A 14,525-nucleotide genomic window follows, 5' to 3' on the forward strand; every position below is an offset into this window, starting at 1 on the left:
TATTTGTTATCTGCTTGTGAATAATTCATAAGAAACCTAGAGTTTAAGCGGCTTCCGTTATAAAATAGACGGTCTTTTTGGTGATAACGCGGAGTCGCGAGTGAGTGGGTCTCTTTGGCAACAAATCTTAGTACGTTTACAAGATGAATTGCCGGCAACAGAATTTAGTATGTGGATCCGACCACTGCAAGTTGAGCAAGACGCAGAGTTATTGGTGTTATATGCACCAAACCGTTTTGTATTGGATTGGGTTAAAGATAAGTACTTGATCCGAGTGAATGCTTTACTCGAAGAGTTTTGCGGAAGTGATAAACCGAGTTTGCGGTTTGAGGTAGGCAGTAAACCTGTTAGCCGAACCTTATCTAATCCAGTAAAAGCCGATCCCGTGCAAGCTGGAGCCGCTGCTGCACCAGTGAGTAATAACGATAGCGGTAAGAGCTGGGATAAAGAACCAGCGGTAAAATCCGCTCTAGAAGCCAATCATCGAAACAATATTAATGCCACTTACCAGTTCGACAACTTTGTTGAAGGTAAGTCGAATCAACTCGCGCGCGCTGCTGCTACTCAGGTAGCCAATAATCCTGGTGGTGCTTATAACCCGCTATTTTTATATGGCGGCACAGGTTTAGGTAAGACTCACCTTTTACATGCGGTGGGTAATGGAATTATCGAGAACAAAAAGAATGCTAAGGTAGTGTACATGCACTCTGAGCGATTTGTTCAAGATATGGTAAAAGCTTTACAAAACAATGCGATAGAAGATTTTAAACGTTACTACCGTAGCGTTGATGCTTTGTTAATTGATGATATTCAGTTTTTCGCTAATAAAGAACGCTCACAAGAAGAGTTCTTCCATACCTTTAACGCTTTGTTGGAAGGTAATCAGCAAATTATCTTAACCAGTGACCGCTACCCTAAAGAAATTGATGGTGTTGAAGATCGCTTAAAAAGTCGATTTGGTTGGGGCTTAACGGTTGCTATCGAACCCCCTGAGTTAGAAACTCGCGTAGCTATTTTAATGACTAAGGCGAACGAAAATAATATTCGTTTGCCCGACGAAGTTGCTTTCTTTATCGCTAAACGTTTGCGTTCTAATGTTCGTGAACTAGAAGGGGCGTTGAATCGTGTGATTGCTAACGCCAACTTCACTGGACGCGCAATCACCATTGATTTTGTTCGTGAAGCCTTACGTGATTTGTTAGCGCTGCAAGAGAAATTGGTAACTATTGATAATATTCAGAAAACAGTTGCCGAGTATTACAAAATTAAAGTGGCTGATCTGTTGTCTAAACGACGTTCTCGTTCGGTGGCTAGGCCGCGACAATTAGCAATGGCGCTGGCAAAAGAGCTTACCAACCACAGCTTGCCAGAAATTGGTGATGCGTTTGGTGGTCGCGACCATACAACGGTATTACATGCTTGTCGTAAGATCTCTCAACTTAAAGAAGAAAGCCACGACATTAAAGAAGATTATCAGAATTTAATCCGCACATTATCGTCATAATCGGAGAGGCGTGACTAGGTATGCAATTTAGTATTAACCGAGAACAACTGCTTAAACCTTTGCAGCAAGTGAGTGCTGCGCTGGGTGGGCGTCCAACTATTCCTATTTTGGGTAATGTTCTGCTAGATATAAGCAACCAACAGTTGTCGATTACCGGCACCGATATGGAAGTAGAACTTATTGCGACACTTCCGCTAGAAAGTGCTGTAAACGAAGGGCGAGTTACCGTACCGGCTAAAAAGTTTGTAGATATTTGTCGTGGTTTACCAGATGGTTGTGAGATTAGCTGTAAAGCCGACGATAATCGTTTGGTACTACGCTCTGGGCGTAGTCGTTTTTCTCTAGCAACCTTACCTGCTAACGATTTTCCAAACATCGAAGATTGGCAAAGCCAGCAGCTAATTCAGCTGACTCAAGGCCAACTTAAGAACCTGATTGATAGTACTCAGTTCTCAATGGCTAGCCAGGATGTTCGTTATTACTTAAATGGTATGTTGTTTGAGACTGACGAAAAAGGTTTGAAAACTATTGCTACCGACGGTCACCGTTTAGCTTTAGCTGAACAACGTTTTGAGCAACCTTTGCAAGCGCAACAAGTTATTGTTCCGCGTAAAGGTGTGATTGAACTAGCGCGAATGCTTGAGCATGAAGATCAGCTGGTTGAGTTGCAAATTGGTAGCAACAACATTCGAGCCAGTGTTCAAGGCTTTACTTTCACCAGTAAGTTAGTTGATGGCCGTTTCCCTGATTATCGCCGAGTTCTTCCTGCTAATAGTGATAAAGCATTAATTTCCGGGAGAGATGAGCTTAAACAAGCATTCTCTCGTGCTGCTATTTTGTCTAACGAGAAATTTCGCGGTGTGCGCTTACAGCTAGAATCTGGAAGCTTAAAGATCACTGCAAATAACCCTGAGCAAGAAGAAGCAGAAGAAATCTTGGACGTAGATTATCAGGCCGAAGATTTAGAAATAGGATTCAACGTTGTTTATGTTTTGGATGTATTGAATGCCCTTAAGTGCGATCAAATCAGAATAAATATGAGCAACAGTAATAGCAGCGCCTTGATTGAAGATGCTGAGCAAACCGGCAAAGCAATGTACGTTGTAATGCCTATGCGTTTGTAATGTCTTGTAGCTAATGCAAATTCAAAGCTTAGGTTTACAAAATTTTAGAAACATAAAGAGTGCTAACCTAAGCCCTAATCCCAAGCTTAATGTTATTTTGGGGCAAAATGGCAGCGGTAAAACAAGTGTACTAGAAGCCATTTACTACTTAGGGTTTGGCCGCTCTTTTAGAAGTAATAGACCTAGTAAAGTTATTACTTATCAGCAAGACAGTTTTGTTGTATTTGCTCAGTTAGATGAGCACAAAATTGGATTGCAAAAGTTTAAAGGCGGAGACACTGCTTTAAGGATTAACAAAGAGACAGTAAGAAGCCAAGCGGTGCTTGCTTCATTATTGCCTTTGCAAATCCTTCATCCAGAAGGGTATGGCTTGGTTGATGGTAGTCCTAAACATCGGCGCGCTTATTTGGATTGGGGAGTGTTTCACGTGGAACATCAGTTCCACGCCGCTTGGCAAAACTACAAGCGAATATTGAAACAAAGAAATGCTTTGTTGAAACAGACAAGGCAATATCAAGATTTGCAGTTTTGGGATAAGCAATTAGTTGAACTCGCTTTCGTAGTAAGTGATCAACGCAAAAAGTATGTAGAGAGTATTGCTGATACGCTGGCTGAGTTAGTGACAGAGTTTTTGCCAGAGTACCAATTTGATATGGCTTTTTATCAAGGATGGGACGATAAAGTTGCTTTAGAAGAATTGCTAAAGCAAAGCTTTGAGAGAGACAGATTACTTGGTTATACCCAGTACGGACCTCACAAAGCAGATTTGAAGTTTAAGTTTGATGGCATAAATGCAGTAGACGTAATTTCGAGAGGGCAGTTAAAGCTGTTTGTGTGCGCTTTAATTTTGGCGCAAGGGCAGCATGCTCAACAAATAAGTGGGAAGAAAACCGTTTACCTGATTGATGATTTTGCTGCAGAACTAGATATGTCTAAACGAGTGTTGTTAGCTAGATGCTTACAACACAATGGGTCTCAAGTGTTTGTTTCCGCGATTGAGGAGCAGATGCTAGATGGATTTGATTTAGAAGGATGCACAATGTTTCACGTGGAACATGGTGTTATCAGCGACTATAAAACGAGAGTAAAACATGGCTGAAAATGAATATGGCTCATCGAGTATTAAGGTACTAAAGGGCCTTGATGCAGTAAGAAAACGTCCTGGGATGTATATTGGCGATACCGATGATGGCTCAGGTTTACATCACATGGTCTTCGAAGTTGTAGATAACTCTATTGATGAAGCATTGGCTGGCCATTGTTCTGATGTTGTAGTGACAATTCACAACGATGGATCGGTATCTGTATCCGATGATGGTCGTGGTATTCCAGTTGATATTCACCCTGAAGAAGGTGTGTCTGCAGCTGAAGTAATCATGACGGTTCTCCACGCTGGTGGTAAATTTGACGATAACTCTTATAAAGTATCGGGTGGTTTGCACGGTGTAGGTGTATCGGTAGTTAACGCCTTGTCTATTAAGCTGCAGCTAACAGTTAAGCGTCAGGGGCACGTTTATGAGCAGTTTTATACCCTGGGTGAACCTGATGCGCCGTTAGCGGTTGTTGGTGATACTGACAAAACTGGTACCGAGTTACGCTTTTGGCCTAGTGATGAAATCTTCTCTGACACTAAGTTCCATTACGATATTCTTGCAAAACGTTTGCGTGAATTGTCATTCTTGAACTCAGGTGTGTCTATCATCTTAAAAGATGAGCGTGATGATAAGCAGGATCACTTCTGTTATGAAGGTGGTATTCAGGCTTTTGTTTCATTCCTAAATACCAACAAAACACCAATCCACGATAAAGCATTTAGCTTTAACTTCCAACGTGATGACGGTATTGCAGTAGAAGTAGCGATGCAGTGGAATGACGGTTTCCAAGAAAACATTTATTGTTTTACTAACAACATTCCTCAGCGTGATGGTGGTACACACTTAGCTGGCTTTAGAGCTGCGTTAACTCGTACCCTTAACAGCTACATGGAAAAAGAAGTTAATAAGAAAGATAAAAGCAGTGCCACGGGTGATGATGCCCGCGAAGGTCTAACTGCGGTTATCTCAGTTAAGGTTCCTGATCCAAAGTTCTCTAGCCAAACTAAAGACAAGTTAGTGTCTTCGGAAGTGAAGTCTGCGGTTGAACAAACCATGGGTGAAAAGCTAAGTGAGTACTTATTAGAAAACCCACAAGAAGCTAAGATTATCACGCAAAAAATTATTGATGCGGCTCGTGCTCGTGAAGCTGCACGTAAAGCTCGTGATATGACTCGTCGTAAAGGCGCCTTAGATTTAGCTGGTTTACCTGGTAAGTTAGCGGACTGCCAAGAAAAAGACCCGGCTTTATCTGAACTATACATAGTGGAGGGTGATTCTGCGGGTGGTAGTGCTAAACAAGCGCGTAACCGTAAGAACCAAGCGATTCTTCCACTAAAAGGTAAAATCTTAAACGTAGAAAAAGCCCGCTTTGATAAGATGTTATCTTCTCAAGAAGTGGCAACGCTGATTACTGCCATGGGTTGTGGTATTGGTCGTGACGAGTACGATCCAGATAAAACGCGTTACCACAACATCATTATCATGACCGATGCTGATGTCGATGGCTCGCACATTCGTACTTTGCTATTGACCTTCTTCTATCGTCAAATGCCAGAAATTATTGAGCGTGGCTACATTTACATTGCTCAGCCTCCTTTATATAAAGTGAAGAAAGGCAAGCAAGAGCGCTATGTAAAAGATGAAGAATCGCTAACTGAATACCTAACCACCTTGGCGTTAGATAATTCTGGTTTATATGTAAATCCAGAGGCTCCTGCTATTGGCGGTGAAGCGCTAGAAAGTTTAGTGACTCAGTATCGCCGTGTTTGGAAAAACAACGAGCGTTTAGCACGTCGTTACCCAATATCATTACTAAGCCAGATGGTTTACCAGCGTGCGCTTAATGTTGATGAACTGAAAGATGCTGAAGCATTAGAGCAATGGTCTGAAGAGCTTATTGCTCCGGTTAATGCTGAGCTTCCTAGTGGTAACTACTACTCAGTTGAAATAGAAAAACACGATGAACGTGATATCTATTATCCTGTTGTTACACTGCGTCAGCATGGTGTGGATGTAAGCTTTAAGTTCGAACCTGAGTTCTTTGCTTCCAATGACTATAAAGATATTTGTAGCTTATACGATAATCTTAATAACTTAATAGAAGAGGGTGCTTACGTTAAACGTGGTGAGAAGACCAAGCCTGTTACTAGTTTTGAAGAAGCGCTTAACTGGCTAATGGCTGAGTCGCGCCGTGGTCTATACATTCAACGTTATAAAGGTTTGGGCGAAATGAACCCGGACCAACTTTGGGAAACTACTATGGACCCAGAAACGCGTCGTATGTTGAAAGTAACGGTTGAAGATGCAATTGCTTGTGACCAGTTGTTTACTACTTTAATGGGTGACCAAGTTGAGCCGCGTCGTAACTTTATTGAAGACAACGCATTGAATGTGGAAAACCTAGACGTTTAATTCCAAGTTCAAAAGGTAGCACTAAAAAAAGGCAATATGAAAATATTGCCTTTTTTGTATTTGCCGCCCTTGAAACCAAAAATTTTATCCCCACATCTAGTAATAACAGGATGCCACAAAGGTGGGTTTTGTTAAGAAAGGGACGCAGCAATAGTGCTGGTCCAATACAATTTATTGCTCTATGAGGATAATATACTATGCGTAATCAATACGACTTTTCACCACTTTATCGCACAGCCATTGGTTTTGATCGTCTAGCTAACTTTATTGAAGCTGCATCGAACCAAAGCGCTCAAACTCAGAATAACGGTTACCCTCCCTACAACATCGAAGCGGTAGATGAAAATAATTACCGAATCACTTTAGCTGTTGCTGGATTTGCAGAAGACGAGCTATCAATTGTTGCTCAAGAGAATGCACTAATCGTTACTGGTACTAAGCAGAAGAAAAACAGCCAAGCTAAGTTTTTACATCAAGGTATCGCAGAACGCGGCTTTGAGCGTAAATATCAAATTGCTGACCATGTAAAAGTAAAAGCAGCTAACTTAGAAAATGGTTTGTTATTTATTGAGCTAGAGCGGGAGATCCCTGAAGCGCTTAAACCTAAGCAAATACCTATTAACGGTAAGTTAAACGTAGAAAGCTTAGAAGCTAAATCAGCTTAACTAAACGCTAGTGATAGAGAATGAAAAGGGCCAGCAGGCCCTTTTTTTGTTAGTGAGTTAATCTGCCAGTAGTGGGTTTACTACATCAGCTAATATCTCAATACCGCGTTTAACCTGTTCTTCATTTTGAGCAAAGTTAAGGCGAATACATTCTTGGGTATGTCGCCAGTCCTTGTCGATACCTGGGAAGAAGTAACTGCCTGGCACTATGAGTAAGCCATTTTCTTTTAACTGCTGGTAAACTTGTTTGTCGCTTATAGGTAAATCTTCAAACCAAAGCCACAAGAACATTGCACCTTCAGATTTATGTATTCGAAATTTGCTAGAAGGTATAGCAGCTTGAAGCCAGCTAATCGCTTGCTGTGACTTCTGCTGGTAGAAAGGTTTTATTACGTGGTTACTAGCATCTAGCAAGCTGTTGTCTTTAAGCATCTCGTTAGCTAGCGCAGGGCCAACACCGCCGGGTGACAAATTAATGATTCCTGACAAATTAGAGACTGCTTTGATAGTTTCTGGTTTAGCGATAACAATGCCGCAGCGTGTTCCGGGTAAACCAAGCTTAGATAAGCTTAAGCAAAGAATAGTATTGCTGTCCCAGAATGGACTAGCTCCCTCGGTAAATACTAAGTTTGGAAAGGGCAGTCCGTATGCATTATCAATCAATAGTGGTACTTGATGCTGCTTGGCAAGTGCCGAAAGCTTGTTGATTTCGTTATTGGTAATGACATTGCCGGTAGGATTGGTGGGGCGTGACACACAAATGAGGCCAACGTTTTCATCAATTTTTAAGTGTTCAAAATCAACGTGATATTTAAACTGTCTATCAGCCAAATACTCGATGCTAGGTTTATTACCAATAAATAAGTCTTCGTCTATTCCGCTGTCTTCATAGCCGATATATTCAGGAGCAAGCGGGAACAATACTCGCTTATTATTCTTGCCTTTACCTGCAAATAAATTGAAAAGGAAGAAAAATGCACTTTGACTACCATTAGTGAGTGCGATATTTTCTTCATTTATCTCCCAGTGGAATTCGTTTCTAAAAAATGTCGCCAGGTTGGCAATGAAGTTCTTGTTACCCTGTGGGGCATCGTAGTTACATAGTGCAGCCAGTAAGCTTTTATTACTTAGGCCAGTTTGAAGGTGTTGTTCAAAGATTGCGTTCATTTCGGGAATCTGCGCAGGATTACCGCCGCCTAACATTATCATTTCATCACCCGCTCGGATCCCTTCATCAAGGTCATCCATCAGTTGAGTAATGCCTGAATGGCGAGTGAATTTGTTGCCAAAATTTGAATATGTCATAACGCACCTTTTAAGCTAAGGCGTCACCTTAACAAAGTTTGCTTTTGAATAGCAATTGTCATTACCGATCAAACTCCGGCTGAGTTTCTCTGGGCTTAGGCAATAAAAAAGCGGCTTAAGTAAGCCGCTTTTATTTTAGTGCAGGTTGAGTCTATTTGGCTTGCTGGCCTACATAAACAACAACCACAGCATCATCGCCTTTACGGCGTTCAAATACGTAAGGAGCTGAATTTAGCTGCTTGTGCTTACCACTACCCACCGCTTGGTGACGCTTACGGAACTGAAGGAGTTTTTGCCAGTGATTATGAACCGCTAATCGTTGTTCATCATTTAACTGATCCCAGTTCATATCTGAGCGAGTTGCTTGGTGTTTATCCGAGCTACGAGGTCCTTTTTCACGAGCGCTTTCATCACCGTAGTAAACTTGTACCGCTGTAGGCATTAACAAGAAGGCTGAGCCAAGCTGTTTTTGCTGCTCCAGATCCTTGCTGATGGTGCCAAAGGCTAATTTAGTATCATGAGATGATACGTAACTTAGAACCTTGCCATCGCGCTTTCCTAGCACGTCTGCGTAGCGTTGATAGCCATCTTGCATATTAGACAAACAGTTCATGCCTTTTTTAGCTAGGTCGGTTTGGTAAGTGAAATCGATAAGCGAATCAAAGCCGGCGTCAAATAGGCGCGAGTTATTCAAGCCCTGGCCCCAAAACTCACCGGTCATCCAAAAGTCATTGTCATCAAGTACTTTATCAGGGTTGTTTTGTTTCCATTCGGCAAAGGCTTTACTAGAAGCTAATTTCAAGGCTTGCCATGCTTCTGGCTCAACGTGTTTAACGGTGTCTGCACGGAAACCGTCGATACCATATTCACGTACCCAGTCAGACAACCAAGTGACCAAGTAGTCTCTAACTGTTGCTCCTGGAATTTCTACCGCTTTGGTATCAGGTTTATTTTTGTAGAAAGGCGGTAAACCCACAACGTTATCTGATTCAGTTTTAAAATCAGGTAAGTAAGCTAGTGACATCTCGAAGTCACTTGGGCCCGGGTTAGGGTAGCCAGAAATGTCAGTTCGTACCCAATCAGGTCCCCACCATTTCACCCACTCGTTACGATCACCGTAATCTATATAGTCGTTAAAGCTATGCCAGGTTTCGCCTTTACCTGGAGACCAGTCGGTCCATTTTTTACCCAGGTAATTTTCGATAGGTACGTCATATTCTTGCGTGGCACCAAAACCAAACTCTTGCATGTCGCTCAAGGTTGCGTAACCAGTGTGGTTCATCACAATGTCCATCACCACGCGAATGCCTCGAGCATGGGCGTCATCTACGAACTGCTTAAACTCTTCCGCTGTACCCATGTTTTGGTCCATTACGGTGTAGTCTTGCACGTAGTAGCCGTGGTAACCGTAATGCTTGAAGTCACCTCGCATACCGCCGCCAACCCAACCACGGATTTGCTCGTAAGGTGCAGTAATCCAAATTGCGTTGATGCCTAAATCTTCAATGTAATCGAGCTTTTTGCTCAGGCCGGCAATGTCGCCGCCATGGAAGGTACCAATCTCGTTCTTGCCATCTTTAGTACGGCCATAACTATTATCGTTATCTGGATTGCCGTTGTAGAAGCGGTCTGTCATAACAAAGTATACAGAGGCGCTATCCCAGCTAAATTCATCGGCTTTTTTACCCACAGACTCTAGTAGTAACAAGCCGCCACTTTCAGGTGAAGGGGTAAAAGTTACCTTACCTTGATAAACGGTACTCATTTGACCGCTATAAAAATCTTTAACAGCGGTGCCTTCTTCAAAACTTTCACTTACATCTACCGTTACGGGCTGACCATCCCATTGCAGACATTGTGCGCTTTGAGCAAGTGCTTCGCTTGAGCTGCTAGCAGCTCCGCCAGTGTTTGCCTCGTTTGAAGCACACCCAGCTATTGCCATGCTGACTAAACAACCAAGCAGGGCAGGTTTAATGACTTGTTGCATTGCTTACATCCATATAGTTATTGCTGTTGACCGAAAAAAAAAGCCCCAAAGAGGGGCTTATATAGAGAGTAAGCTGTGCTTACATTTCTACTTTTTCGATGTAAACAACTGGTAATTCTTCTGTCCAGTCTAGGAAGAAACGGTAAACACCATCTTCTTCTGGAGTGAACTTGAAGTTATCAAATGCTGAACATTTGTTAGATTGACGACGCTCGCCAAGTTTGATGTCTGCTTCTCCAGATAGGAAACCGAAGTTAGTACCACATTGCCATGCAGCATCACCAAATTTCCACTCGTAAGGTTGACCATCAGCGATTAGTGGCTCGTCAGCAGCAGAAGTAGCAAACCATACGTTTTCTTTACCTTCTACAGGCTGAAGTTTGAACTGAGGATCAGCATCCCACCATGTGAATACACCACGTAGGTATACGTCACGAGTTAGTTTGCTGTTTGAATCGCCAGAGGCACAGCCTGCAGCAATTACGGTGATTAGCGCTAGCACACCTGCTTTCATGATATTTTTAAGCATTTCCAATTCCTTTCTATTTTTATAGCTTTCCTTTGTCTTTACAGACAAACATTACGTAATGAGCCGAACTCGAGCTTATTTATAGCGAAGCTAGGCGCGAAAAAACGTGCCAAGCTCACACTACTATGCTGAAAAGGATTTCAAGAAAAGGCTGATTTTATTAAAAAAGTTAAGTGGATCAAAAAAAGCCGCATCCCTTGCTTGGACGCGGCTTTTTTATTGTGCAGCGTAGGCTTTTAGGCTACTGAATCACAGAGATGTCAGCAATTTCTAAAAACAGCTCTCGTAGCGAGTTTAATAGGCTTAAACGGTTAATTTTTAGCGCGTCTTCATCGCTCATTACCATCACGTTATCAAAGAAGTTATCCACTACTTCACGTAAGGTGGCTAGCTCTATTAATGCTGCTTGGTAATCACCGTTTTCCAACAAAGGTTTTAAGCTGCTTTGCATAGTTGAAATAGCTTCTGCTAAGGCCTTTTCTTGTGGCTCTTTTAGCAAGCTGCTATCAATTTGTGGTTTAACAAAATCTGGGTTTTTAGCCAGAATGTTTGATACACGTTTATTCGCAGCTGCTAAGGCTTGAGCTTGCTCTAACGAGCGGAAGTGGCTTACCGCTTTAATGCGTTGCTCAATGTCAGCTGGCTTAGTTGGTTTACGCTCTAGTACCGCAGTGATAACGCTGGCGTCAATTCCTTGCTCAAGATACATGGCACGCAAGCGAGCATAGACAAACTCAATAAGTTGGCCATGTACTTTAGCTTGTTGCTCTTGGTTTAACTCAAGCGGCAATAGCAACAGGGCGCTGTTGATTAGCGTATCTAAATCTAGTTCAAAGCCTTTGTCTTGAATTATGCGAATAATGCCTAAACTGGCACGGCGCAGAGCAAACGGGTCTTTATCGCCTTTAGGCAGCTGGCCAATAGCAAAAATACCCACCAAGGTATCCAGTTTATCGGCAATTGCTACCGCAGAAGCAACTTTAGATTCTGGTAATTTATCGCCAGAAAAACGTGGCCAGTATTGCTGGTTAAGCGCATTGGCTACGTCTTCGTGTTCACCATCAAACTTGGCGTAGTACATGCCCATAACACCTTGGATGTCTGGGAACTCAAGTACCATTTCACTGTTTAAGTCAGCTTTTGATAGCAAACCAGCACGCTGTGCGTGTTGGCTATCACCGCCAATTTCTGCGGCAATTTGTGCAGCTAGCTCTGAAACACGATTGGCTTTGTCGAGTAGGCTGCCTAATTTTTGTTGGAATACAACATTGGCCAGCTTATCTAGGCGCGAGTCTAAACGTGATTTTTTATCGGTTTCAAAGAAGAACTCGGCATCAGCAAGGCGAGGGCGAACAACTTTCTCGTTACCTGCGATAACTTGCTGAGGATCTTTACTAACAATGTTAGATACAAAGATAAAACGTGGTAATAAGTTACCCTTGGTATCTAAAATCGGGAAGTATTTCTGATTGTCCTTCATGGTATAAATTAGCGCTTCAGCAGGAACTTCCAAGAATTTCTCTTCGAAACTACCTACCATGGCTACTGGCCATTCAACCAAAGAACATACTTCTTCAAGTAATGCTTCATCCATTTCCACTACGCCGCCTTCTCGGGCTGCTTCAGCTTCAATTTGCTCGCGAATAATGGCTTTACGTTGTTGGTAATCAACAATTACTTTGCCGCGGCGATCTAGCTGTTTAACGTAGTCGTTAGCATGGTTTAGTTCGAACTCGGCTTCACCCATAAAGCGGTGGCCGCGCACGGTACGGGCTGACTCGATACCCAGAATATTGCCTTGAACTAATTTCTCACCGTATAGCATGGTGATGGTATGAACAGGGCGAATGAACTGAGTGCTTTTAGCGCCCCAGCGCATCGGTTTTGGAATTGGCAGCTTGGCTAAACCATCAGCCACAATTTCTGGAAATAATTGATAAATGCTTTGGCCACTTATTTCAGCTTTGTGTAGTAGCCATTCGCCTTTATCGGTTTTTAAACGCTCTGCTTGTTCAACCGTAATACCATTTGAGCGCGCCCAACCTTCGGCGGCTTTGGTGGCATTGCCATCGGCGTCAAAAGCGCTGCTAATAGCAGGACCGCGCTTTTCTACAACTTTATCTGGAGTCTGTTCACTTAAGTTTTGAATGCTTAGTGCTAGGCGACGCGGAGCGGCATACCATTCAACACTGGTAAATTCAAAACCGGCTTTTTCTAAGCTTTGCTGTACGTTGCTTTTAAAAGACTCAGCCAAGCCGCGTAAGGCTTTAGGTGGCAACTCTTCGGTGCCGATTTCTACTAATAGGTTTTCGTTACTCATGCTGCCTCCGTTACTTTTTGTCTTTGCATAATGGGAAACCAAGCTCTTCACGAGCACTGTAATACGTTTCGGCTACGGCTTTAGAAAGGGTTCTAACACGTAGGATGAAACGCTGACGTTCGGTTACCGATATAGCATGGCGAGCATCAAGTAGGTTGAAGGCGTGTGAGGCTTTCATTACCTGTTCGTAAGCTGGCAATGGTAAGCCTGCTTCGATTAATTTTTGGCTATCTTTTTCACACTGATCAAATTGGGCGAATAAGGCCGTGGTGTCGGCATGTTCAAAGTTGTAAGTAGACTGCTCTACTTCGTTTTGATGGAATACATCACCATAGGTCACTTTGCCCATTGGGCCATCTGTCCACACTAGGTCATAGATACTGTCTACGCCCTGAATGTACATGGCTAAGCGTTCTAAACCGTAAGTGATTTCACCGGTTACTGGCGAACATTCTAAGCCACCAACTTGTTGGAAGTAGGTGAACTGAGTAATTTCCATACCGTTTAACCAGATTTCCCAGCCTAGGCCCCAAGCACCAAGTGTTGGTGATTCCCAGTTGTCTTCAACAAAACGTATATCGTGAACTTCTGGGTTAATGCCAAGCTCAACTAAAGAGCCTAGGTAAAGCTCTTGAATGTTGTCTGGTGATGGCTTCATCACTACCTGAAATTGGTAGTAGTGTTGCAAGCGGTTAGGGTTTTCACCATAGCGGCCATCGGTTGGGCGACGACATGGTTGTACATAAGCACTAGACATCGGTTCTGGACCGATAGAGCGCAAAAAGGTTTGCGGATGAAAGGTGCCTGCACCTACTTCCATGTCTAAAGGTTGAACAATTACGCAGCCTTGGCGGGCCCAGTAGTCCTGTAAGGCCAAAATAAGGCCTTGAAAGGTTTTAATATCGTATTTATGCATGATTAGTGTCGCGCGTATGAAAAATAATCGGTTTTATAACTGACGGAGTATACCCTAGCAAGCAGGCAGACCCTAGTGCTGTTGTGCGGGGAATTGCTGATAAATTAGACTTTTTTGAAAAAACTAAGCTAACTGCCTTTCTTGATCAAATACTGGAAGGGCGTTTGGTCAGTTTTTTTAGCCACTAAGGTGTGATCCATGAACTCGCAAAAGCTGACCATGTCGCGAGTGGTTGATGGGTCGTCGGCTTGCACTAACAAGGTTTCGCCAATATCAATGTTACGGATGGCTTTGCGAACCATCATAACGGGTTCAGGACAACGTAAACCTAAGGCATCTAATTGGTGATCGGCTTGATTGAAATCTAAGTTATTGCTCATTTTACTGCGGTCTCTTTGTGCTACAGCGCTATTGTATACCAGCTAAAAGCGAGGTGTCAGCTGTCAACTTTGACCATTGTGTGGAGAGTGAGCAATATGGCAGTGGAATAAGGTGCAGAAAACCCAACAAAAAGAGGCCGAAGCCTCTTGTTGCTAGGGTCTGTTGATCTTTGGTGTTGAAATTTTGTTCGAGATAAGCGGGCTTTAATCGCGGCGAGCACTTAGAGGCCTAGTGGGCTAAGTAAGAAGTGCTTAACAAAGAGTAAAGCCCGCTTATCCGAACCCTTCG

Annotated in this window: 11 protein-coding genes; 5 read left to right on the top strand and 6 right to left on the bottom strand. The window is 42.9% G+C overall.

The features are described from left to right. Nucleotides 1–100 precede the first annotated feature (100 nt). The 5 genes from dnaA to K5620_RS00025 all read left to right on the top strand — a co-directional run bounded on the left by dnaA (nucleotide 101) and on the right by K5620_RS00025 (nucleotide 6,799). Nucleotides 101–1,504 (top strand): chromosomal replication initiator protein DnaA, encoded by a 1,404-nt coding sequence (gene dnaA, locus K5620_RS00005; RefSeq protein ID WP_016400280.1) that lies wholly within the window; start codon nucleotides 101–103, stop codon nucleotides 1,502–1,504. A gap of 20 nt (nucleotides 1,505–1,524) precedes the next feature. Next, the gene (gene dnaN, locus K5620_RS00010; RefSeq protein ID WP_016400281.1) at nucleotides 1,525–2,628 is read left to right on the top strand and encodes a DNA polymerase III subunit beta; all 1,104 of its coding nucleotides are present in this window, start codon (nucleotides 1,525–1,527) and stop codon (nucleotides 2,626–2,628) included. Nucleotides 2,629–2,641: 13 nt separating this feature from the next. After that, the gene (gene recF / locus K5620_RS00015; protein WP_016400282.1) at nucleotides 2,642–3,727 is read left to right on the top strand and encodes a DNA replication/repair protein RecF; all 1,086 of its coding nucleotides are present in this window, start codon (nucleotides 2,642–2,644) and stop codon (nucleotides 3,725–3,727) included. Beyond that, the gene (gene gyrB, locus K5620_RS00020; protein WP_016400283.1) at nucleotides 3,720–6,134 is read left to right on the top strand and encodes a DNA topoisomerase (ATP-hydrolyzing) subunit B; all 2,415 of its coding nucleotides are present in this window, start codon (nucleotides 3,720–3,722) and stop codon (nucleotides 6,132–6,134) included. The genes recF and gyrB overlap by 8 nt, the downstream gene beginning before the upstream one ends. 197 nt (nucleotides 6,135–6,331) lie before the next feature. Continuing rightward, on the top strand, nucleotides 6,332–6,799 hold the full coding sequence (locus tag K5620_RS00025) for an Hsp20 family protein (RefSeq protein ID WP_016400284.1): 468 nt from the start codon (nucleotides 6,332–6,334) through the stop codon (nucleotides 6,797–6,799). Nucleotides 6,800–6,856: 57 nt separating this feature from the next. Here K5620_RS00025 and K5620_RS00030 read toward each other — a convergent pair whose 3' ends face one another. The 6 genes from K5620_RS00030 to tusA form a co-directional block, all read right to left on the bottom strand. Next, nucleotides 6,857–8,104: a valine--pyruvate transaminase gene (locus K5620_RS00030; protein WP_016400285.1), complete on the bottom strand. Its 1,248-nt coding sequence runs from the start codon at nucleotides 8,102–8,104 to the stop codon at nucleotides 6,857–6,859. Between the two features lie 151 nt (nucleotides 8,105–8,255). Further along, on the bottom strand, nucleotides 8,256–10,091 hold the full coding sequence (locus tag K5620_RS00035) for an alpha-amylase (RefSeq protein WP_016400286.1): 1,836 nt from the start codon (nucleotides 10,089–10,091) through the stop codon (nucleotides 8,256–8,258). Nucleotides 10,092–10,170: 79 nt separating this feature from the next. Then, nucleotides 10,171–10,620, bottom strand: a complete 450-nt coding sequence (locus tag K5620_RS00040) for an early set domain-containing protein (RefSeq protein ID WP_016400287.1) — start codon at nucleotides 10,618–10,620, stop codon at nucleotides 10,171–10,173. Between the two features lie 241 nt (nucleotides 10,621–10,861). Continuing rightward, nucleotides 10,862–12,940, bottom strand: coding sequence for a glycine--tRNA ligase subunit beta (glyS, locus tag K5620_RS00045; protein ID WP_016400288.1), 2,079 nt, complete (start codon nucleotides 12,938–12,940; stop codon nucleotides 10,862–10,864). Between the two features lie 10 nt (nucleotides 12,941–12,950). Further along, on the bottom strand, nucleotides 12,951–13,856 hold the full coding sequence (gene glyQ, locus K5620_RS00050) for a glycine--tRNA ligase subunit alpha (protein ID WP_016400289.1): 906 nt from the start codon (nucleotides 13,854–13,856) through the stop codon (nucleotides 12,951–12,953). Nucleotides 13,857–13,984: 128 nt separating this feature from the next. Then, complete coding sequence (gene tusA, locus K5620_RS00055; protein ID WP_016400290.1) at nucleotides 13,985–14,236, bottom strand: sulfurtransferase TusA; 252 nt, start codon at nucleotides 14,234–14,236, stop codon at nucleotides 13,985–13,987. Nucleotides 14,237–14,525: the final 289 nt, after the last annotated feature.

This window comes from Agarivorans albus, assembly GCF_019670105.1.
Lineage (GTDB): Bacteria > Pseudomonadota > Gammaproteobacteria > Enterobacterales > Celerinatantimonadaceae > Agarivorans > Agarivorans albus.

What these genes read in the sequence shown, in the direction of transcription:
- dnaN (WP_016400281.1), top strand. Translation starts at nt 1,525, where the DNA reads ATGCAATTTAGTATTAACCGAGAACAACTGCTTAAACCTTTGCAGCAA.
- recF (WP_016400282.1), top strand. Translation starts at nt 2,642, where the DNA reads ATGCAAATTCAAAGCTTAGGTTTACAAAATTTTAGAAACATAAAGAGT.
- gyrB (WP_016400283.1), top strand. Translation starts at nt 3,720, where the DNA reads ATGGCTGAAAATGAATATGGCTCATCGAGTATTAAGGTACTAAAGGGC.
- K5620_RS00025 (WP_016400284.1), top strand. Translation starts at nt 6,332, where the DNA reads ATGCGTAATCAATACGACTTTTCACCACTTTATCGCACAGCCATTGGT.
- K5620_RS00030 (WP_016400285.1), bottom strand. Translation starts at nt 8,104, where the DNA reads ATGACATATTCAAATTTTGGCAACAAATTCACTCGCCATTCAGGCATT.
- K5620_RS00035 (WP_016400286.1), bottom strand. Translation starts at nt 10,091, where the DNA reads ATGCAACAAGTCATTAAACCTGCCCTGCTTGGTTGTTTAGTCAGCATG.
- K5620_RS00040 (WP_016400287.1), bottom strand. Translation starts at nt 10,620, where the DNA reads ATGCTTAAAAATATCATGAAAGCAGGTGTGCTAGCGCTAATCACCGTA.
- glyS (WP_016400288.1), bottom strand. Translation starts at nt 12,940, where the DNA reads ATGAGTAACGAAAACCTATTAGTAGAAATCGGCACCGAAGAGTTGCCA.
- glyQ (WP_016400289.1), bottom strand. Translation starts at nt 13,856, where the DNA reads ATGCATAAATACGATATTAAAACCTTTCAAGGCCTTATTTTGGCCTTA.
- tusA (WP_016400290.1), bottom strand. Translation starts at nt 14,236, where the DNA reads ATGAGCAATAACTTAGATTTCAATCAAGCCGATCACCAATTAGATGCC.